The sequence below is a fragment of the Micromonospora coerulea genome (genome assembly GCF_016598485.1).
Taxonomy (GTDB): Bacteria; Actinomycetota; Actinomycetes; order Mycobacteriales; family Micromonosporaceae; genus Micromonospora; species Micromonospora coerulea.
Genome location: NZ_JAEMUW010000004.1, coordinates 283143 through 303642, shown reverse-complemented (window position 1 = coordinate 303642; position 20500 = coordinate 283143). Strand labels below are relative to the sequence as shown.

General features: G+C 73.9%; 18 protein-coding genes. 8 read left to right on the top strand and 10 right to left on the bottom strand.

Annotated features, from left to right (window positions below):
- Nucleotides 1-13: 13 nt before the first annotated feature.
- The 3 genes from I8N68_RS08090 to I8N68_RS08080 all read left to right on the top strand — a co-directional run bounded on the left by I8N68_RS08090 (nucleotide 14) and on the right by I8N68_RS08080 (nucleotide 2362).
- The gene (locus tag I8N68_RS08090) at nucleotides 14-712 is read left to right on the top strand and encodes a sigma-70 family RNA polymerase sigma factor (protein WP_200209224.1); all 699 of its coding nucleotides are present in this window, start codon (nucleotides 14-16) and stop codon (nucleotides 710-712) included.
- Nucleotides 709-1497 (top strand): anti-sigma factor family protein, encoded by a 789-nt coding sequence (locus tag I8N68_RS08085; RefSeq protein WP_200209223.1) that lies wholly within the window; start codon nucleotides 709-711, stop codon nucleotides 1495-1497. Before I8N68_RS08090 ends, I8N68_RS08085 begins: the two co-directional genes overlap by 4 nt.
- Before the next feature lie 205 nt (nucleotides 1498-1702).
- Complete coding sequence (locus I8N68_RS08080) at nucleotides 1703-2362, top strand: hypothetical protein (RefSeq protein WP_200209222.1); 660 nt, start codon at nucleotides 1703-1705, stop codon at nucleotides 2360-2362.
- A 159-nt stretch (nucleotides 2363-2521) separates the two neighbouring features.
- Here the strand turns inward: I8N68_RS08080 and I8N68_RS08075 are convergent, their stop codons facing one another.
- The 5 genes from I8N68_RS08075 to I8N68_RS08055 are packed head-to-tail and all read right to left on the bottom strand — an operon-like array spanning nucleotide 2522 to nucleotide 12116.
- Entirely contained in the window at nucleotides 2522-4300 is a 1779-nt protein-coding gene (locus I8N68_RS08075) for a stealth family protein (RefSeq protein ID WP_200209221.1), read from the bottom strand.
- 2 nt (nucleotides 4301-4302) lie between these two features.
- Nucleotides 4303-6543 (bottom strand): glycosyltransferase family 4 protein, encoded by a 2241-nt coding sequence (locus tag I8N68_RS08070; RefSeq protein WP_200209220.1) that lies wholly within the window; start codon nucleotides 6541-6543, stop codon nucleotides 4303-4305.
- Complete coding sequence (locus tag I8N68_RS33850) at nucleotides 6540-8186, bottom strand: stealth family protein (RefSeq protein WP_200209219.1); 1647 nt, start codon at nucleotides 8184-8186, stop codon at nucleotides 6540-6542. The genes I8N68_RS08070 and I8N68_RS33850 overlap by 4 nt, the downstream gene beginning before the upstream one ends.
- Nucleotides 8183-10240, bottom strand: coding sequence for a PIG-L family deacetylase (locus I8N68_RS08060; protein WP_200209218.1), 2058 nt, complete (start codon nucleotides 10238-10240; stop codon nucleotides 8183-8185). The genes I8N68_RS33850 and I8N68_RS08060 overlap by 4 nt, the downstream gene beginning before the upstream one ends.
- Nucleotides 10233-12116 carry a stealth family protein gene (locus tag I8N68_RS08055; protein WP_200209217.1) on the bottom strand — a complete coding sequence of 628 codons (1884 nt, stop codon included), beginning with the start codon at nucleotides 12114-12116 and terminating at the stop codon, nucleotides 10233-10235. Before I8N68_RS08055 ends, I8N68_RS08060 begins: the two co-directional genes overlap by 8 nt.
- Before the next feature lie 466 nt (nucleotides 12117-12582).
- On the opposite strand from I8N68_RS08055, the gene I8N68_RS08050 reads away from it, so the two are divergent.
- Nucleotides 12583-13503 carry a DNA-3-methyladenine glycosylase family protein gene (locus I8N68_RS08050; RefSeq protein ID WP_200209216.1) on the top strand — a complete coding sequence of 307 codons (921 nt, stop codon included), beginning with the start codon at nucleotides 12583-12585 and terminating at the stop codon, nucleotides 13501-13503.
- A gap of 55 nt (nucleotides 13504-13558) precedes the next feature.
- On the opposite strand, the gene I8N68_RS08045 is transcribed toward I8N68_RS08050, so the two are convergent.
- On the bottom strand, nucleotides 13559-14062 hold the full coding sequence (locus I8N68_RS08045) for a DUF1990 domain-containing protein (RefSeq protein ID WP_307812682.1): 504 nt from the start codon (nucleotides 14060-14062) through the stop codon (nucleotides 13559-13561).
- Between the two features lie 98 nt (nucleotides 14063-14160).
- Here I8N68_RS08045 and I8N68_RS08040 point away from each other — a divergent pair, with 98 nt between their 5' ends.
- Complete coding sequence (locus tag I8N68_RS08040; protein ID WP_200209214.1) at nucleotides 14161-14655, top strand: GNAT family N-acetyltransferase; 495 nt, start codon at nucleotides 14161-14163, stop codon at nucleotides 14653-14655.
- Nucleotides 14656-14706: 51 nt separating this feature from the next.
- Here I8N68_RS08040 and I8N68_RS08035 read toward each other — a convergent pair whose 3' ends face one another.
- Nucleotides 14707-14919, bottom strand: a complete 213-nt coding sequence (locus tag I8N68_RS08035; protein WP_200209213.1) for a hypothetical protein — start codon at nucleotides 14917-14919, stop codon at nucleotides 14707-14709.
- A 135-nt stretch (nucleotides 14920-15054) separates the two neighbouring features.
- Here I8N68_RS08035 and I8N68_RS08030 point away from each other — a divergent pair, with 135 nt between their 5' ends.
- On the top strand, nucleotides 15055-16167 hold the full coding sequence (locus I8N68_RS08030; protein ID WP_200209212.1) for an ATP-dependent DNA ligase: 1113 nt from the start codon (nucleotides 15055-15057) through the stop codon (nucleotides 16165-16167).
- A gap of 55 nt (nucleotides 16168-16222) precedes the next feature.
- On the top strand, nucleotides 16223-17791 hold the full coding sequence (locus I8N68_RS08025) for an alpha/beta hydrolase (protein WP_307812700.1): 1569 nt from the start codon (nucleotides 16223-16225) through the stop codon (nucleotides 17789-17791).
- Here I8N68_RS08025 and I8N68_RS08020 read toward each other — a convergent pair.
- The gene (locus I8N68_RS08020) at nucleotides 17718-18230 is read right to left on the bottom strand and encodes a potassium channel family protein (RefSeq protein ID WP_200209210.1); all 513 of its coding nucleotides are present in this window, start codon (nucleotides 18228-18230) and stop codon (nucleotides 17718-17720) included. The two genes, I8N68_RS08025 and I8N68_RS08020, sit on opposite strands and share 74 nt — an antisense overlap.
- A 72-nt stretch (nucleotides 18231-18302) precedes the next feature.
- Between I8N68_RS08020 and I8N68_RS08015 the strand changes: the two genes are divergently transcribed.
- A complete protein-coding gene (locus tag I8N68_RS08015) occupies nucleotides 18303-18755 on the top strand; it encodes a GNAT family N-acetyltransferase (RefSeq protein WP_200209209.1) in 453 nt (150 codons plus the stop codon).
- 36 nt (nucleotides 18756-18791) lie between these two features.
- Here I8N68_RS08015 and I8N68_RS08010 read toward each other — a convergent pair whose 3' ends face one another.
- Both I8N68_RS08010 and I8N68_RS08005 read right to left on the bottom strand, forming a co-directional pair.
- Nucleotides 18792-19511, bottom strand: a complete 720-nt coding sequence (locus I8N68_RS08010) for an ABC transporter ATP-binding protein (RefSeq protein ID WP_200209208.1) — start codon at nucleotides 19509-19511, stop codon at nucleotides 18792-18794.
- Entirely contained in the window at nucleotides 19508-20500 is a 993-nt protein-coding gene (locus tag I8N68_RS08005; RefSeq protein WP_200209207.1) for an ABC transporter ATP-binding protein, read from the bottom strand. Before I8N68_RS08005 ends, I8N68_RS08010 begins: the two co-directional genes overlap by 4 nt.

Here is a 20500-nt window from a genome sequence, read left to right as displayed (position 1 = left end):
CCCGGAGGTCTGCATGCATGCGGTGGCGGCCGGCTGGCACGGCGATATGGCGCGGCCCGAGTGGATGTTCGCCCGGGCACAGCCCCAGTCGCGTGCGTCGAGGGCGGGCCGCGGGGTCGACGTGCGACCCGCCGATCGCCAGAATGACCCGGTGACGCCGCGACCGGCGCCCGGACGTCACCAGGCGACGCCCACCGAGGCCAGTCATTCCGACCAGTTGATCCGGCTGCTGTACGCGGAGCACGCCGGTCCACTGTTGATGTTCGTGATGCGGTTGACCGGCGGCGACCGGCAGCGCGCCGAGGACATCGTGCAGGAGACGCTGCTGCGGGCCTGGCGCAACGCGCACCGGCTGGGCGTGCAGGGGCAGGGGTCGCTGCGGCCGTGGCTGGTCACGGTGGCCCGGCGGATCGCCATCGACGAGCACCGCAGCGAGCAGGCCCGCCCGGCGGAGACGTACGACCGGGACCTCACCGCGTTCGCCGAGGCGGACAGCACGGACCGGGTGCTGCGCACGATGACGGTCGCCGACGCACTGCGTACCCTGAGCCAGTCGCACCGGGAGATCCTGGTGGCGACGTACTTCCGGGGCCGTACGGTGCCGGAGGCGGCCGAGGAGCTGGGCCTTCCGCTCGGCACCGCCAAGTCGCGCGTCTACTACGCGCTGCGCGCGCTGCGCACGGCTCTGCAGGAACGGGGGGTGACGGAATGAGCCGGGCAGACCACATGGACGTGGCCGCGTACGCGCTCGGCGTGCTGGACCAGCAGGACGCCGAACGGTTCGAGGAGCACCTCGCCACCTGCTGGGCGTGCGCCGCGGAGCTGGAGACGATGGTCCCCGTGGTGGGGATGCTCGCCGGCATCGACGGCGAGTCGATGACCGCGCTGGAACAGACCCAGACCGACCCGGCCCTGCTGGACCGGACGCTGGTGGCGGTGCGGCAGCACCGCCGGCGGACCCGGTTCAAGCAGCTGCTCGCCACGGCGGCGGCCGTGGTGGTCTTCGGCGGCCTGAGCGGCGTCGGCATCGCCGGCTTCGTGGACAACGGCGACGATCGCATCCCGCAGGCCGAACCGACCCTGACCGCCCCGGTCACCGGCCCGCCGTCGCCCGGCCCGACCAGGTCGGGGAACGGATTCGGCGGCGACAGGGAGCCGGTCGAGGGCGTGGCGCACGACGCCACCGACCCGGGCACCGGTGTGCAGACCATGATGTGGCTGGCCGAAAAGGAGTACGGCACGCAGATCAGCGTCCAGCTGACCAGGCTGCCCGGGCCGCGGACCTGCCGGCTGGTGGTGGTCCGGAAGAACAAGACCAGCGAGGTGGTGTCCACCTGGTCGGTGCCGGGGGGCGGCTACGGGACCAACCTCAACCAGCTGCCGCTGGAACTGAGCGCCTCCACCTCGGCCAGCCAGGGTGACATCGCGAAGATCCAGGTGCAGTCGGTGGACGTCAACGGAATCGCCAGCCCGCTGGTGACGGTGGCCGACTTCTGATCCGCTCCGACAGCGGCGCCGGGCAGCGACATCGCCCGGCGCCGCTTCGACGTGCCCGCCCGCGGTGGTCCCGACGTGCTCCCCCACGCGCCCGCGCGCGGAGCGGTTCAATCCATCCACTGTGAAATGGAGCACCTTCTCCTCTTCAACCTTGACAGCGAACCACCCGTACTACCCGGTGAACTGCCAAGAATGAGGAGGGCACGTGGCACACCTGAAGCGGACGACCGTCATCGTCGCGAGCGCGATGGTCGCACTAACGGCCTGCGCTCCCGCGGGTTACGACGGGGCGAACTCGAGCGCGGCCGAGCCGGTCGCCGTCGCCGCGGCCGAGCCCACCGCGGCGGCCGAACCGGAGGCCTCCGCCACCGCGGACGCCCCCACCGACGACCAGGCGCCCCCCGCGGACGTCCGGCTCACCGACCAGCTGGTCGGCAAGAAGCTGCCCCGGATGGGTCAGGTGGTGACCGACCAGGACGGCTGGGTCCTCTACCGCTTCGACAAGGACTCCGCTGACCCGCCGTCGTCCAACTGCGTGGACAAGTGCGCCCAGGTCTGGCCGCCCGCGCTGACCGACGGCAACCCGCAGCTGCAGGGCGTCTCCGACGACAAGGTCGGTACCGTCACCCGCCAGGACGGCACCCGGCAGATCACCATCGGCGGCTGGCCGGTCTACCGATACATCGGCGACAAGAAGCCCGGTCAGTGGAAGGGCCAGGGGGTCGGCGGCACCTGGTTCGTGGTCGACCCGAACGGCAAGAAGAACCTGACCTGCCTGCCCACCGGCACCCCGAAGGCGGTCGCCCCGCCCGCGTCGGGCGACTCGGGCGGCTCCGACGGCGGCAGCTCGGGGTACTCGTACTGATCCCGCGCCGCACGGACACGGTGGCCGGTCGCAGCCGGGGAGGGCGCGGCCGGCCACCGTCATGGACCCGGACGCCGGGCGTACCGGCAACGCCCCGCGTTCCGGCTGCGGCGCCGGCCCCACCGGGCCGGCGCCGCGGTGGCGCGTACCGCCTGACCGTCAGCCCTTCTCCCACGGACTGGGCACCGGAAAGTAGGTGTCCAGGAAGGGGACCAGCACCGCCACCTGGGCGGCCAGATCCTCCTGCGTGGAGTACGCGTCGTTGAGGCAGAAGACGTGCCGGTCCCGGCGCGCGAGCAGGTGCGCGAGGCGCGCCGGCGTGTCGGGATGGGACAGCTCGGCGATGCTGTATTCCAACTCCCCCGGGACCGCCCGACCGGTGTGGAACGCGTAGTAATGGTGCAGCGACGAGGCGACCGAGATGTCCGCCACGCTGCGGAAGCGGTTGCCGGCGGTGGCGTGGTGCTCGGCCGCGAACTCCTCCTCGATCTCGGCCAGCACGCTGCGCCGCAGCGCGTGCGGCATGTGCTTCATCTTCTGGGTGAGGACCGTGCCGAACCGCTCCGCGATCAACCGCCGGTTGTTCTTGCCGGCCGCCGACGCCGGGATGTCGTCCACCGACGGCAGACCCGGCGGCACCAGCGCCGGCGAGGGGAAGAACTTCGTGATGCCGTTGGCCAGGAAGAAGTCCTTCGGGGTGACCTCGCGGCCGAGGAAGACGTCGTCGTTGAAGTAGAGGAAGTTCTCCGACAGTCCGTCGATGTGGTGCAGCTGGCTCTCAATGGCGTGCGAGTTGAAGGTCGGCAGCAGAGACGGATCGCGGAAGATCTCCCGGTGGCTGACGACCCGCAGCCCCGGGGCGTCCACGTCCAACCAGGCCGGGACCTGGTCGTCGGTGACCAGATGGACGGTACGCACCCACGGGGCGTACGTGTGCAGCGAGCGCAGCGAGTAGCGCAGCTCGTCCCGGCTGAGGAACCGGGCGGCGCTCGCCGACTCGGCGTGGTACGGGACGCCGGCAACCTCGGCGCGCCGGCGCAGCCACGCCGGGTCTGCGCCGTCCACCCAGGTGTAGACCACGTCGACCGGGAACGTCACGTCGTCGGGGCGCCGGATCGCGAACTCCGGACGGGTCCGGACCCGCACCGTCGGGACGGCCGGCCCGAGCGCGGTGAACAGCTCCGCGGGCGCATCGACCCCCGCCGCAACCGCCGGCACCTGCTCCGCCACCAGGTTCCGCCGCGGCGCGACCAGCCGGTCCTCGTGCCGCGTCCAGAACTCGATTTCGCAGCCGTACGCCGCGCCGAGCACCAGCCGTTGCCGCGGGTCCGTCCAGTACCAGGTCAACCGCAGCACATCGGCGTCCCGCAGCCGACGCCACACCTGCGGCTCGAACCCCGGCGCGGAGCGTGACTCCCCGCCCCCGGCCACCGCGGCGACGTACCCGGGCACCCGGCGGCACGCCGCGGCGAGGGCGGCGTACACCCGGTCCCGGTCCGCCGCGTCGACGGCCACCACCGACGACCGGTCGGAACGCCCGCGTACGCAGAAATGGTCGACGCCCGCCTCGTCGAGCGCCGCGGTCACCGCGGCGAGGTTGGCGGCCCGCGCCGACCAGGGCGACACGTCCGGGCGGACCAGCGCGACCCGCGTCCGCCGGTCCACCACCACCACGGCGCGGTCCCCGCCGGCCAGCAGTTCCGGTTGGCGGCGGGCCAGCCGCTCCCCGCGGCGCGCCGCCGCCTGGTTGTCGCCGGACACCTGCGCCACCCACTGCTTCACCTGGTGGCGGGCGCGGGGGCTCACCCGGGCCGCGATGGCGCGGCGCGCCCGCGGGCTGAGCACCCGCCGGTACGTCTCGACGAACCTGGACGGCTCGGCGATGGACCGTGCGGGGTCCGCGGGGCCCCGCCCCGCCGTCGTCTCCTCCGCGGTCACGGCTACGGCCGATCGATGACCACGACCGACAGCTCGCTGTCGATCGTGTAGTAGGGGCGCAGGCGCAGTCTCGGGGCCGGATCCTCCTCGACCAGGTCCAGGTCGACCTCCCGGGTCAGCTGGATCTCCGGGTAGTTGTAGGTGCGCTTCTTGTCGACGACGTCGTCGAGGAACCGACCCAGCCGGACCTCGGCCCCGCCGGCGGGCTGGCGGAGGAAGAAGTCCCAGTCCTCGTACCGGCCCAGCCGGAGGTCGGTCAGCGCGTCCAGGGGCACCACGATCGTCACCGTGCCGTCGGTCGCCGGCACGGCCGACAGGGCCAACGACTCCGCTCGGTCACCCCGACGCCGGAGCACCGCGCCGTCCGGGGCCCCCGGCCCGTGCCAGGTGGCGGCGACGGTGATCGCCTCGCCATCCAGCTCCACCCGGCGCACCTCGGCGTGCGCCGGGCGCGCCCAGCTCCGCACCGCGAGGAAGCCGTCGGTGGTGCGGTAGGGCACGTGCACCCGCAGCCCGGGCCGGTCGGCGACCACGCCGTCGTCCGGGCCGCCGGCGAGGATCCGGCTGTCCAGCCGCTGCGGACGCATCCGGCGCCGGACGCCCTTGCCGTCCAGCAGGTGGACGTTCCACCGGCCCTCGGAGAGCGCGTCCGCGTCGAGCGTGGCGAGCTGCCGCGGACCGTCGGCGGAGGGGACGAGGGGCACCTGGACGACCTCGCGGGTGTCGCGGTTGCGCAGCACCAGCGCACCGCCGGGCGGGCAGTTCGCCGCGTCGACGGACCAGCGCAGCCCCAGGTCGGGCAGCACCAGGCAGTCCGCTACCGGGCCGTCGGCGGCGAGGGAGGCCCGCCGTCGGATCGCCTTCTGCAGCCGGGTGCTCGCACCGCGGACCCGGCGAACCCGGGCCAGCCGCGCGAGCGCGCCGATGCTCACCCGTCGGGTGAGCTCGTTCCGGGCGATTGCGCCCAGCAGCGGATCCGCCACTGCCCGCAGCAGGTCCGGCTCCGGCAGCAGCCCGCCGCCCCGGGCGAGGACCGACCGGGTCAGCCCACCGCGAAGCGTCCGGCGCGCCGTCCGGCGTGGCCGGGGCGTCCCGGCCCGCCGGGTGGCCAGCAGCTCCGCGCAGTCCGCGGCGAACCGGCCGGCGAGGTGGGCGGGGTCGAAGCGGGCGGAGTTCGCCACGGCCATCTTGGCCATCCGGGCGCGCAGGTCGTCGTCGCGCATCACCGTCCGCAGCGCCGCCGCGTACCCGTCGAGGTCGTCGCCGGGCACCAGCAGGCCGTCCGCACCGTCCTCGATGATCTCCCGCGGGCCGACCGGACAGTCGGTGCTGACCACCGGCAACCCGAGCCGCATCGCCTCGACGATCGTCATGCCGAACGACTCCCGCTCGGAGGAGACGGCGGCGACGGCGCCCTTCACCCACTCCGTCGACATGTCGTCCCGGCGCCCCATCAGCCGGACCTGGTCGTAGAGGCCCAGCTCCCGGATCAGCGCGGCGAGCGCCTGCCGCTGCTCGCCGTCACCGTAGATCCGCAACGTCCAGCCGGGGCAGTCCACCGCCGCCCGGGCGAAGGCGCTGATCAGCCGGTCGTACCGCTTGATCGGGTCGAGCCGGCCGGCCGCCACCACGATCCGACTGTCGCCCTCGGCGGGCGGGACCCCCGGTGGGGGCGAGCTGTTCGGCAGCACCTCGATCCGGGTGCCCGGCACCGGGTTGTCGGAGCGGAAGGCCGCCGCGTCCGCGCCGGTCACCGTGTACGCGAGGTCGATCCGCGGGTAGTGCCGGCGGATCTCGGCCTTCACCGCGTCGTCGATCAGGTCCTGGGTCATGTGTTCCTGGGCCACCCGCACGGCGTGCTCCGGGGCGTACCGGGCCACGGCGAGGTTGAGCCCCGGCCGGGTACCCACCACCACGTCGGCGTCGGTGGACCGCAGGTAGCCGATGATCCGCTCGTCCGTCAGCCGGCTGTACGCGAGGTGCAGCTCCTCGGTCTCCGGGATCAGCGTCGACGGTTCCCGGTGCCGCGGGTTGGTCCGGTCCGGCCGGCGGGGCCGGGTGTCGACCAGCGGCACCACCGCGATGCGCCGGTCGACGTCGAACATGGTCCGGTCCAGCCGGCGGAACACCGACGCGACCTCGACCTGGTGGCCGGCCTCGACCAGCGCGGTGGCCAGGTTCAGCAGGGCCCGGTTGGTGCCACCCACCCCGTAGAAGTTGTGGATGAGGAAGGAGAACTTCACCGTGGGCCCGCCAACTCGTACGGGCTGGGCACCGGGAAGTACGCCTCGAGGAACGGCTCCAGGACGGCCATCTGCTGCTGGAGCTGCGCGTACGTGGAGAACGCGTCGTTGATGCAGAAGGTGTCCCAGTCCCGCCGGGCCTCGGCCCGCTTCAGCCGGGCGACGAGATCCGGCACCGCGAGTTGCACGTAGCCGTAGTTGACGTGCCCGGGCAGGGCCCGCCCGGTCAGGAACGCGTAGTAGTGGTGCAGGGAGTAGGTGATGGTGAGGTCGGTGGCGCTGCGGAACCGGCTGCGCACCGTCGCGGCGTGCTCCGCCGGGAACTCCCGCTCGATCTCGGCGAGGATGCTGCGGCGCAGCGGGTAGGGCACGTGCTGGCTGCCCTGGGTGAGGGTACGGCCGAACCGCTCCTCGACCAGCCGCCGGTTGTTCTTGATCATCGCGTCGACCGGGCTGTCGAGGCTGGTGATCGGGCCGAGCGGGATCCGGTTCTGGGACAGGAAGAACTTGGTGTTCCCGTTGGCCAGGAAGAACGTCTGGGGCGCCAGCGGCCGGCCGAAGAACATGTCGTCGTTCAGGTAGAGGAAGTGCTCGGCCAGGCCGTCGATGTTGTGCAGCTGACTCTCGATCGCGCACGAGTTGAACGTCGGCAGCGCATCCCGATCGGTGAAGATCTCGTCGTGGTTGACGAGGAAGACGTTCCCCGCGCTCAGGTCCAGCCACGCCGGCCGCTGCCGGTCGGTCACGAGGTAGACGTTACGGACCCAGGGCGCGTTGAGGTGCAGCGAGCGCAGGGAGTACTTCAACTCGTCCCGGTTGATGTACCGCGACTCGCTGTCGGCCTCGGCGTGGAACGCCTCGCCCTTCAGGTCGGCCCGGCGGCGCTGCCACTCCTGGTCGGCGCCGTCCACCCAGGTGTAGACCACGTCGATCGGGAAGTCGATGTCGTCCGGGAGCAGATGGTCGAACTCCGGCCTCGTCCGGAAGCTCCGCCCCGGTTTCGCCGCCGAGGCCAGCCGGGTGAACCGGTGCTCGCTGGCTTCCACCGGCACGCCGGCCATCGAGACCGCGGGCATCATCCGGTTGCGCCGCGGCGCGCGGAGCACGTCGGCCTTACGGTCCGGCCGCCAGAACTCGACCTCGCACCCGTACGCGGCGCCGAGGACCAGCCGCGCCGTCGGGTCGACCCGGAACCAGGTCAGCTTGAGTGCCCGGGCCCGCTGCAGGTCCGCCCAGGCCGCCGGGTCGGCGGCATCCCGCAGCGCGCTGATGATCGGCGGCTTGGGCAGCACCTGGCTGACGTAACAGGTGGCCGCCGTGCCGAGCTTCTCCAGGGCGCCGAGCGCGGCGACCCGGTCCTCCTCCCCGACCCCCACCACCGGCGTCCGGTCATCCATGCCACGGACCACGAAGTGGTCGACGCCGTGCGCCTCCAACGCCCCCGTCACCGCGGTGAGGTTGAGCTGGCGGGCCAGCAGCGGGGTGAGGGCGGCGTGCACGTGGGCGCGGCGGCGTCCGCCGTCCACCAGCACCTCGCGGACGTCGTCCGGCTCACCGGCCGCGGTGGACGGGCCGGTCCCGCCGCCCGGTCCGGGCACCGGAGGGGCCGCGATCGTCTCCGGGGCGGGGGATGCGTGGTTCACGGTACTTCCTTCGTCGAGGTCAGCGACGACGCCGAGCGCGTCACCGGCAGGGCGAGCAGGCCGCCGGCGGCGGAGACCGCCAGCACTAGCGACCGGCCGGCCGAGTCGACCGACACGGCGTGGCTGCCGGCGATCGGGGTGGGCTCCCGCAGCCACGGGCCGCGCGGCCGACCGTCGGGCCGCACCCAGATCAGGCTCGTGGCCGAGTCGTCGTTTCGGACGGCGAGCAGCACCGCGCCGGCGTCCGGCACGTAGCGGGCGGCCATCGGGCCCGGCCCGCCGTGCCCGCCCAGGTCGGTGAGGCTGGCGGGATCCCAGGTGCGGCCGTCGTCCCGGGTGCGGAACGACACCGTCGACGCCGAGTCCCGGCACCGGCAGAACATCATCCGGCCGCCGTCGGGAAGCCGCACCACGGTGGGTGGGCCCGCGGGCGCCTCGGTGCGCACCACCGAGAAGTCGGCGGTGAGTTCCGTGGTGTCGACCAGCCAGCGGGCGATGCCGTGGCGCCCCGCGGCGAGCACCTCGACCGAGCCGTCGTCCAGGGCCACCGCGGTCAGGCCGTCCTGGGTCTCCCGGCCGCCGAGGTCGTGCCACGGCGTCCAGGCCGCACCGTCGTGCAGCCGCCCGCTCAGGCCCTTGCCCGCGTTCCTGGTGACCACCAGCAGCCGGCCGCCGGGCAGCGGGACGGCCTGCGGCATCCCGATGTTCCGCCGCTTCGCCGGTGCACTGCCCTCGTTCGGGTTGCCCAGCGACTCCCAGCGCACCTCGCGGTAGTCGCCGGAGGCCGGCAGCAGGATGGTCCACAGGTCCCGCCGGTGCCGGTCCGGGTCGGCGGTCAGCCCCTGCCGCACCGCGAAGAGGCGCCAGCCGCCGTCGGCGGTCGGCACGGCGCTGACGTGCGGCAGCAGCTTGCGCCCGGGCACCCGCCGGCTCTCGGCCAGCTCGCCGGGGCGACCCTCCCGCCAGTGCACGACCTGGCCGCCCCGCACGGCGAAGGCGGAGAGCCGCCCGTCGGCCCCCGGAGCGGCCCAGGACCGCGAGCCGGGATAGCGCAGCGTGGTGCCGGAGGCGTTGCCCTGGGCGATCAGGTCGCCGCTGACCTTCCGGTCGCCCAGACCGGCGGGATCGTCGCTCGGGCGGCGGTCCGCCCAGCCGTACACGTCCTTGTACCGCTGCTTGCCGGCGCGGGCCTCCGGGCTGAGGTTGGACGGCCAGCGCCGGACGTAGTAGCCACGGAACGCCTCGACCGACGTCCGGCGGCCGCCCCCGGCCGCGAACCAACGGGTGAGGGCCTCGTGGGTGAACAGGCCGGTGGCCGTGTGGAAGCTGTGGTCGGAGTAGCCCTCGGCGTCCGCGTGCCGAGGGTTGGCGCGGTCGTGGACCTGCGGGTCCGGGTCCGGGTCCATCGTCCAGACCAGCGTCGGGGCGAACCGCTCCAGCAGCAGCACCAGCGACTCGATCAGGCTCTCCCGGGTGTAGCTGTGCACCTCCGGCACCGGCGAGCCGAGCGGGATCATCGTCGGGTTCGACTCCGCCCGGCCGGTCCACAGCCCGGGCAGCGACCCGGCGCCCGGAGCCGAACCGGCCGGGGCCGTGGCCCACAGGTTGAGCGCGACCAGCCGGATGTGCGGCGCGTCGACCAGGATCGACACGTCCGCCTCGGCGCCACCGGCCAGGGTGGTCACCTCGCGGCGCCACTTGGCGTCCCGGTCACCCAGGACCATGTCGGCGTACGCGCAGCGCAGCCCGTTGTACCGGGCGGCGGCGAAGGACTCGAAGTCGACCGGGGTGGCGGCGTTCTCCGGGGTGCCGTCCGGCGCGTTGCGGCCGTCGGCCTCACCGGCGGTCAGGCAGACCGTCAGGTGTTCCTCGCTGCTGCGCAACTGGTTGACCAGCAGCGGATTGAGGAAGTAGAGGTCGTCGTCCTGGTGCGCCATGATCGCCATCGACCGCGGCGAGCCGACCGGGGTGGACTTACGGGCGCCGCGTGGCCGGCCGGCGGCCCGGCGACCGAGGGCGAGCAGCGGTGCCGCCCATTCCAGGCGATCAGGCATCTCGTCGCTCTCCCAGTCTGATGGCGGGTTCCGCGCCGGACGGCGCGCTGGTTCCGTGGTCGGCGGCGAGTGGCACACCGAGGCGGCGGGATGGCACGGTGGGCGCGTCCACCTGCGGGCCGACCCGGAGCGTGGGCACGGTCGGCGCGTCCACCTGCGACCCCAGCCCGGCGGTGCCCCGGGCCTGCCGCCACAACGCGGTCGCGCCGACGGTGCGGCGCTCGGCCACCATCTCCTCCGGCAGCTCGAACGGCGCCGGGAAGGGCAGGTAGCGCGGGAGGAAGTCGGCCAGCATCTGCTCCTGCTCCGCCACCGCCCGGGGGTCGGAGTCAGTGTCGTTGAGGCAGAACACGTCGCGGTGCCGGTGGCGGAGCAGTTCGGTGAGCCGGGCCGGCGTGGACGGGTGCCCGAGGTCGGCGTACTCGTAGTCGATCGTGCCCGGCACGGCCTGACCGATCGAGTAGGCCCAGTAGTGGTGCAGCGAGGACGGCACGGCGAGGTCGTCGCGGTGCCGGAACTGGTGGCCGATGGTAGCGGCGATCTGCTCGGGCAGCACCGACTCGATGTGCTCCAGGACGCTGCGCCGCAGCGAGAACGGGGTGTGCTTCATCTTCTGCAGGACCGTCACCCCGAACATCCGGTTGATCTGCCGCCGGTTGTTCTTCCCGGCGGCGTTGACCGGGGCGTCGTCGGCCGTGGGATCGCCGAGACCGTACTGGGCGGGTGACATGAAGAACTTCGCGATGCCGTTGGCGTGGAAGAAGGTCTGTGGCAGCAGCGGCCGGCCGAGGAACACGTCGTCGTTGAAGTAGAGGAAGTGCTCCGCCAGGCCGGGGATCCGGTGCAGCCGCGCCTCGATGGCGTGCGAGTTGAACGACGGGAGCTGGCCGACCGGGCCGAGGATGTCGGCGTGGGAGACCACGGTGATCATCGGGTGGTCGGGGTCGAGCCAGGCGGGGAGCTGGTTGTCCGTCACCAGGAAGATGCGGCGCAGCCAGGGCGCGTAGCTGACCAGTGAGCGCAGCGAGTACCGCAGCTCGTCGCGGCTGACGTACCGGCTGTCGTTCGCGGCGACCGGGTGCACCGGCCCGGCCTGCCGGCCGAGCGCGGCGGCCTTCCGGGACCGCCACTCCGGGTCCGCACCGTCCACCCAGGTGTAGACCGCGTCGATGGGGAACCGCACCCGGTCCGGCGCGACCACGGTGAAGTCCCGGCGGGTGCGGTAGCGGCGGGAGTCGCGCAGCGGGATGAAGTCGCTGAGCTGGCTGGCGGAGGCGTTGACCAGCACGGCCCGGGCAGGCGCCTCGTGGGTCACCGGGTTGTGGCGGGGGGCGCGCAGCATGTCGCCGTCCCGGTGCCAGAACTCGATCTCGCAGGCGAATCCGCTGCCCAGCACCACCGACCCCCGGGGGTCGGTGACCGGGAAGAAGACGCGTAGCACCTCCTCGTCGCGCGGCGGGTCGCCGTCGACCGGGACCCGGACCCGGACGACCCGGGCGCCCCGCAGGGCCGGGGCGCAGCGCAGCGCCGCCCGGACCGCGGCGCGCCGGTCGGCGGGCACGGCGACGCTGCTGCGCAACGCGTCGGTGTTGGGCAGGCAGAAGTGGTCGATCCCCGCCGCCAGGAGGGCGGCGGTCACCGCGCCGAGGTTGCAGTGCCACAGCTCCGCCGGTGTCGCGTCGTCGACCACCATCGCGGACAGGCGCTCGTCGCCGTCGCGGACGGCGATGCGGGTGCCGACCGGCCGGGGCGCCGGGGCGCCGGCCAGCCCGGTGAGGGAGCGGATCAGGCGCAGCCGACGGTCCGCCGGCAGCAGGTTGAGCATCCGGTGCCGCACGGTCCGTGGCAGGCTGCGGTAGATCCGGAGAGCGATCATGGGAGCGGTCCGTCAGCCGTGACGACCGCTGGCGTCACCACCATCGGTCAGGGCCGGCAGAGCGATGCCGACCGAGCCGGATCCGGAACCTGGACACACACAGAACCAGCACACATCGCTGATCGCCCTCTCATTACTCCCCCGTGGGCCGCCCCGCGATCTCTCCCCACCGGGCGGACGGTGTGCGTCTACGCGGCGAAGCCTCCACACGGGTAGCGGCGGAGGCAGACGTTAACAGCGGTTTCACCGAGACAACATCACCTGTTCACCCTCTTAACAACGACGGCCGGGCCGATATGAAGCTTTATCTGCGAGGCAGATGCCTTTCACGTCCGGAAAGACGATCCGTCCGGATGAGCCGCGGGTACCAGTTCGGCCGAGCATCGCCAGCCGTGACGACTGTCTCCCGGCTCACCCGCACCGACGGTCCGGTGGCCCGCGCGCCCCGACCTGGCACAGTGTCGGGGTGACCGAACCCGGACCCGCCGCCCGCCGGACGCTGCGCCCACCGGCCGGCTACCGACTGGCCGCCTCGGTGCGGTCGCTCACCTTCAGCCCGTACGACCCGTGCGCCCGGATCGCCGCCGGCAGCTTCTGGTGGGCCACCCGCACCCCGGCCGGACCGGCCACCCTCGCACTGCGGCCGGCAGCCGGCGAGCTGGTCGCCGAGGGGTACGGACCGGGCGCCGACTGGGTGGTCGAGCGGGCCGACAGGATCGCCGGGCTCCGCGACGACGTCACCGGCTTCGCCGAGCTCGCCGCCGCGCACCCGGTGGTGGCCCGGCTGGCCGCCCAGCACCGCGGGCTGCGGATGCCCGCCACCGGCCAGGTCTTCCCCCGGCTGCTGCGGGCCGTTTTCGAGCAGAAGGTCACCGGCAAGGAGGCCTACCGGGCGTACGCGGCCACCGTCCGACACTTCCGCGAGCCGGCGCCGGGACCGGTGCAGCCGCTGCTGCTGCCGCCCGAGCCGGCGGCGGTGGCCGCCGCCCCGTACTGGGTCTTCCACCCGTTCGGAGTGGAGCAGCGGCGGGCCGAGACGCTGCGCCGCGCGGCCGCCGCCGCCGACCGGCTGGAACGCTGCGCGGACGCCGAGGAGGCCACCCGCCGGCTCACCGCGATCCTCGGCATCGGCCCGTGGACCGCCGCCGAGGTGGTGCGGATCGCGTACGGCGACCCGGACGCGGTCAGCGTCGGGGACTACCACATCCCGAACACCGTGGCCTGGGCCCTCGCCGGCGAGCCGCGCGGCGACGACGCCCGGATGCTCGCACTGCTGGAGCCGTTCCGCGGCCATCGGGGCCGGGTCTGCCTGCTGCTGGAGGCGGGCGGCGTGCACGCCCCGCGCTACGGCCCGCGCGCCCCGATCCGCTCCTTCGCCCGCTTCTGACCCCCCGACCGCTCCCGCCCGCCTACCCGGCGGGCACGCCAGGCGGGACGGCGGGTCAGGGACGCGCGCAGAGGCGGCGCAGCGTGCGGCCGAGCCACCAGGCGTACCCGTGCTGGAAGGCCCGGCCGACCGGACCCGCGGCGCGCATGGACCAGCGGTCCGGGCGACTGAAGGCGCGCACCTCGAACCAGACCGCGCCGGCGTCGTCCCGGGTGACCACGAAGGCCTCCTCGCCGCGTGCCGGGTGACCGGGCAGCGTGCCGTATCCGAAGCCGGCCCGCCGGTCGTCGTCCTCGGCCCAGACCACCACGCAGGGCGCGGCGAGCCGCAGCGGCCCGACGCCCAGGTTGGACACCACCCGCACGCCGGGGGCGGCCCGCGGCGCGTCGGCCTCGATCCGGATGCCGGCTGCCCGGTGCAACCGCCACCCGAGGACCGCGTCCGACGCCGCCGGGAAGCACCCGTCCGGCAGCCGGAGCCGGTGCCGGACGTGCCGCCAGCCGGGCGGCAGCGGCCCCGCGCGGGTGGCGCCCACGTCCGGGTAGGTCGGCTCCGGCACGGTACGCACCCCCATGGTCGAGTCGGACCCCGCCAGCGTACGGCCGGCGTGGGCGGGCCGCCCGCCGCGGGCGCGGGCCGCTGTGGTGAGCTGGGCGGGTGACCGAGCGGGTGGCGATCGTCCCGGCCAGCGTCGCGGACGCCGGCGAGATCCTGACCGTGCAGCGCGCCGCGTACCTGGTCGAGGCGCGGCGCTACGGCGACCTGTTCCTGCCGCCGCTGACCGAGACCCTCGACGAGGTACGCGCCGCGCTGGCCGGGCCGGCGACGGTGCTGGCGGCCCGGGTCGGTGGACGGCTGGTCGGCTCGGTGCGGGCTGAGCTCGACGGGGGCACCGCGCACGTCGGCCGGCTCTCGGTGGCCCCCGACCAGCAGGGCCGGGGCGTCGGCGGGCGGCTGCTCGCCGCGATCGAGGCGGCCTGCGCGGGGCGGGCGGACCGGTGCGCGCTGTTCACCGGCGCGGAGAGCGCGGAGAACCTGCGGCTGTACCACCGGCACGGCTACCGGATCGTGGCACACCGGGCGGACCCGCACGGCATCCGGTTGGCCGTACTGGAGAAGTCGCTGGTCAGTCCCGCGCGCAGCGACGCCTGAGCCCGCAGACAGCGGGTCCGAGCGGCCGGCCGGCGCGGAGCCGACCCTGGCTCAGGCGGCCTCGCGCAGGTCGGCCAGGTCGACCGGGGCGTGCCGGCGCAGCAGCTCCGCCAGCTCGGCCACGGTGGCGACCTCGCCGACGACGTTGGTGCCGCCGCCGAACTCCGGCCGGTAGCGGTGCGCCAGCCGGTAGCGGTACCGGCCACGGATCAGTTCCACGCTGACCCGCCACCGCCCGCAGCAGCCACACACCCACTCCCGCACCCGGCGAAGGTAGCTCTGACCTGCGGTTTCATCATCCGCGCGCGGGTGACGAACGGGCCCGAGCGGGGACACGCCGCCCCGCACCGGCGGTGATCTGCCTCACGACTGTCAGCCCCGTCTGATTGACTGGTCGCCGTGGACCTGCCGATCAACCCCCCGGTCGAACCGATGCTGGCCAAGAGCGTGCCCCAGCTCCCCACCGCCCCCGGCATGACCTACGAGCCGAAGTGGGACGGCTTCCGCTGCATCATCTTCCGCGATGGTGACTCCGTCGAGCTGGCCAGCCGGGGCGGCAAGACGATGACCCGCTACTTCCCCGAGGTGGTCGAGCAGGCCCGCGCGCAGCTGCCGGCCCGGTGCGCGGTCGACGGCGAGCTGATCGTGATCCGCCGGGACGGCCCCGGGGGCCAGCCTCGACTCGACTTCGAGCTGCTCGCCCAGCGCATCCACCCGGCGGCCTCCCGGGTGAAGCTGCTCGCCGAGACCACCCCCGCCGACTTCGTCGCCTTCGACCTGCTCGCCATCGACGACGAGTCGCTGCTCGACCAGCCCTATCCCGCGCGCCGGGCGCGGTTGGAGCAGGCGCTGGCCAAGGTCCGCCCGCCCGTGCACGTCACCCAGGTGACCACCGACCCGGAGACGGCGCGGCGCTGGTTCGACGTCTTCGAGGGCGCCGGGCTGGACGGCCTGATCGTCAAGCCGGCCGACCTGCCGTACGAGCCGGGCAAGCGGCTGATGTTCAAGGTCAAGCATGCCCGCACCGCCGACGCCGTGGTGGCCGGCTTCCGCTGGCACAAGTCCGGCCCGGTGGTCGGCTCGCTGCTGCTCGGCCTCTACGACGACGCCGGCGTGCTGCACCACATCGGGGTCAGCTCGTCGTTCACCGCCGCCCGCCGCAAGGAACTGCTGACGGAGCTGGAGCCGTACCGGGACGTCGGCGGCGACCACCCGTGGGTGCACGGCGACCACGAGCGGGGCCAGCGCATCCCGGGCGGGGTGAGCCGGTGGACCGGCACCAAGAACCTCGAATGGGAGCCGCTGCGCCCCGAGCTGGTGGTCGAGGTCGGCTACGACGCGATGGAGGGCGACCGGCTGCGGCACACCGCCCAGTTCGTCCGCTGGCGGCCCGACCGCGACCCCCGCTCCTGCCGGTACGACCAGCTGGAGCGCCCGATCCGCTACGACGTGGACCAGGTGCTGCGCGGCGATCCGGCGGCAACCGTCGGCAGCGCCCCGGGCCCGGCGTAGCCTGGCCGTCGACCCGATCACGGAAGGCTCCCACGTGACCCGCTTCTCCGACCGGATCCGCCGGGTCCGCCCGACCCTGGCCGGGTTCGCCGCGGCCGTGGTGCTCACCGCCGGCTGCACGCTGCCGGCGTTCGCCCCGCGGACCGAGAGCCAGGGCGAGGCGGCCGCCCCCGGCAGCGCGCCGACCTGGCGGGCCTGCCCGGAGGTGCCCGACGAGCTGGTCGGCCGGGGCGCATCGGGGATGCGCTACGAGTGCGCCCGGATCGCCGTACCCCGGAACTGGGGCAGCGGCGCCGCGACCGGCGCGACGGCAGGACCCGGCGCCGGGGAGACGTTCGAGATCGCGCTGCTGCGCATCCGGTCGGACAAGCAGCGCGACCGGATCGGCTCGCTGGTGATCAACCCGGGTGGTCCCGGCGCGTCCGGGGTGGACACCGCCGTCTACCTCTCCTTCGGCCCGGCGTTCGGCGGGCTGCCGGCCGCCATCACCGACCGCTTCGACATCGTCGGCTTCGACCCGCGCGGGGTGTCCCGGTCCAGCCCGGTCAAGTGCATCCCCGACGCCGACCTGGACGCCAGCTTCGGCTACGACCCGGATCCGGAGAGCCAGGCCGCCTTCGACGGCTTCGTCGGGCTGAACAGGCGGATCGGTCAGCGCTGCGGCGACAAGTACGGCGAGCAGCTCCCGCTCTACGGCACCGAGCAGGCGGCCCGGGACATCGACGCGGTGCGCGCGGCGGTCGGCGACGAGAAGCTGACCTACCTCGGCTACTCGTACGGCACCCTGCTCGGCGCGACCTACGCGCAGCTCTATCCCGAGCGGGTACGGGCGCTGGTGCTCGACGGCGCGGTGGACCCGCAGCAGCAGCTGATCGCCGGGTCGGAGAGCCAGGCGAAGGGCTTCGAGCGGGCGTTCGACAACTTCACCCGGTGGTGCGCCGCGAACGCCGGCCGCTGCCCGATCGCTCCCGACGCCCGGGGCGCCGTCACCGCCGCCATCGACAAGGCGACGGTCTCCCCGGTCCGGGGCGGGGACGGGCGGGAGGCCACCGCCGGCTGGGTCTTCTACGCGGTGATCTCCTCGCTCTACACCGAGCCGGGGTGGCAGGAGCTGGCCCAGGCCATCGACCGGCTCCAGGGCGGCGACCCGACCGGGGTGTTCAAGCTGGCCGACGCGTACGCCGGCCGCGAGGACGACGGCCACTACTCCAACCTCTTCGACGCCAACCTGGCGGTGAACTGCGCCGACGAGACGGAGAAGCCGACCCGGGAACGGATCCGCGAGCTCCAGTCCCAGTGGCGGCAGAAGTACCCGCTCTTCGGCCCGGCGCTCGCCGTGGGCATGCTCGCCTGCGTGGAGTGGCCCGGCGCGCGCGACCCGTACCCGACCGGCAGGGCGGCCGGCGCGCCGCCGATCGTGGTGGTCGGCACCACCGGCGACCCGGCCACGCCCTACGAGCAGACCGCCGCGCTGGCCTCGATGCTCGGTGTCGGCCGGGTGCTGACCTGGGAGGGCGAGGGGCACACGGCGTACCCGCAGACCGCCTGCATCAGCGCCGCCGTCGACGCCTATTTGATCTCGTTGACCGTTCCCAGAGAGGGGCTTCGCTGTCCGGCGCGTTGAGCGGCGGCCGGCCCTGCGGCTGTGGCACCTCGATGCCCTGCCGGGCGGCCAACTCCTCCACCAGCGCGCGCATCCGCCGGATGTCGGCCTTGAGCTCCTCCTGCTCGGAGTGCTCGAAGGCGTCGTCGTCGACGATCAGCCGGCTGGCGAAGTGCGCGGTGATCAGCGGGATGACCAGCAGCACCATGGTGGAGATGAGCAGGGCGGCGAGGAACCGCCCCTCGAAGGTGGTCGGCGAAATGTCGCCGTACCCGACCGTGGAGGCGGTGACCACCGCCCACCAGACGGAGTCGGCGGCGCTCTTGCGCTCGGCGTGGCTGTACAGGATGCCCGCCACCACGATCATCAACAGGTACGACGTGATGAGCGTGCGCGGCGAGTTGGCGAACCAGACGAGACCCCGGTAGATCCAGCGGAACGGCAGCAGCAGGAGCTCCATGGCGCACATGCTGCCCCGTGCCGGCAAGGGACGCCCGCACATCGCCCGGTGTCGCTGTGTCAGGCTGCCGGGATGACCGACGTGATCTTCCGGGACGCCGTCCGCGCCGATCTGCCCGCCATCATCGCCCTGCTCGCCGACGACGTGCTGGGCAAGGCCCGCGACTTCACCGAGGTCGACGAGGCGTACGAGAAGGCGTTCGCCGACATCGCCGCCGACCCGCGCAACCACCTGGTCGTCGCCGACGTCGGCGGCGAGCTGGTCGGCTGCATGCAGATCACGTACATCCCGGGCCTGGGCCGGCACGGCGCGGAGCGTTCGCTGATCGAGTCGGTCCGGGTGCGGTCGGACGTGCGGGGCCGGGGGCTCGGCCGGGAGATGATGGCCTGGGCCATCGACCAGGCCCGGCAGCGCGGCTGCGCGCTGGTGCAGCTCACCACGGACAAGACCCGCGCGGACGCGCACCGCTTCTATCGCAACCTGGGCTTCGTCGCCAGCCACGAGGGGATGAAGCTGGCGCTCTGAACGGCGCCCCGGTGCACGCCCGCGCCCGGCGAGGTGTCAGTCGTCGACCAGGCGGCCGTCGCGCAGGGTCAGGGTGCGGTCGGCCAGCTCGATCAACGCCGGGTCGTGGGTGGCGACCAGCGCCGTCATGCCGCGGGCGTGCACCACCGCCCGGAGCAGGTCCATGATCGACCGGCCGGTCTCCGAGTCGAGCTGACCGGTGGGCTCGTCGGCGATCAGCAGGTCCGGCTCGTTCGCCAGGGCGCGGGCCACCGCCACCCGCTGCTGCTGGCCGCCGGAGAGCTCGTACGGGCGCTGCGCGGCGTGCCCGCCCAGCCCGACCAGCTCCAGCAGGACGGCGACCCGCTGCTCCCGCTCGGCCGCCGGCACCCGGGCCAGCCGCAGCGGCACCCCGACGTTCTCCGCCGCAGACAGGATCGGCACGAGGCCGAAGGTCTGGAACACGAAACCGACCGTGCCCCGGCGCAGCCGCAGCAGTTCCCGCTCACCGGCGGCCGTCACGTCGTGCCCGGCCACCCGCACCCGACCCGAGTCCGGCCGGTCCAGCCCGCCGACCAGGTTGAGCAGGGTGGTCTTGCCGGCACCGGAGCGGCCGCGCACCGCGACCAGCTCACCCCGCCCGGCGGAGAACGACACGTCCCGGACGGCGTGCACCGCGTGCTCGCCCCGGCCGAAGGTACGGCTCACCCCGTCGACCCGGACCACCTCGTCGGTGGTGGCCGCGCGCGCGGGGGTCGCGGACAGCTGCTCGGTCATACCTCACTCCGTTCGCCGTGCGCCCGGTCACCGGGCCGCACCTCGACGTGGTCGGGTTCCAGGTTGAGCCGGACCCGGTCGCGCAGGGCCAGCGCGTCGACGAAGGGCGCCGGCAGCTGCATCCGGCCGGTCCGGTCCAGCACCGCGTACTCCTCGCTGACCAGCTCGGTGCTGCCGTCCGCGGTGATCCGGGCGGTGCGGCGTACCTCGGAGGCGGTCCGGCCGTCGCGGATCGCGACCGTCCGGCGGACCTGGCTGGCCACGGCGTGGTCGTGGGTGACCACCACGATGGTCACGCCCAGCTCGGCGTTGATGGTGCGCAGCGCGGCGAAGACCTCGGCGCCGGTGGCCTCGTCCAGCTCACCGGTCGGTTCGTCGGCGAAGAGCACCTCCGGGTCGTTGGCCACCGCCACCGCCACGGCGCAGCGCTGCTGCTCGCCGCCGCTCAGCTGACCCGGCCGCCGGTCCGCGCAGTGGCCGACGCCGACCAGTTCGAGCAGCTCGCGGGCCCGCTCCCGGCGGGCCCGGCGGGACCGGCCGCCAGCCAGCTTCATCGGCAGCTCCACGTTCTCCCGCGCGGTCAGGTACGGCAGCAGGTTGCGGCCGGTCTGCTGCCAGACGAAGCCGACCATCCGCCGCCGGTAGCTGAGCCGACGCCGGTTCGACAGGGCGAGCAGGTCGTACTCGGCGACCCGGGCGATGCCGGCGGTGGGCGTGTCCAGCCCGGAGAGGATGTTCAGCAGGGTCGACTTGCCCGAGCCGGAGGCGCCCACGATCGCGACCAGCTCGCCCCGGTCGATGACCAGGTCGAGCCCCTGCAGGGCGACCACCTCCACCCCCTCGGTCTTGAAGATCCGGACCAGGCCGTCGCAGACGATGTGTCCGCGCAGCCGGTCCTGCCCGCCCGCTCGCTCGGCCGCGCGCTGCGCGGCCCGCTGTTGCAGGGTGGCCAGGTCCGGTACGGCGGACGCCTCGGCGGTGGCTGTCAT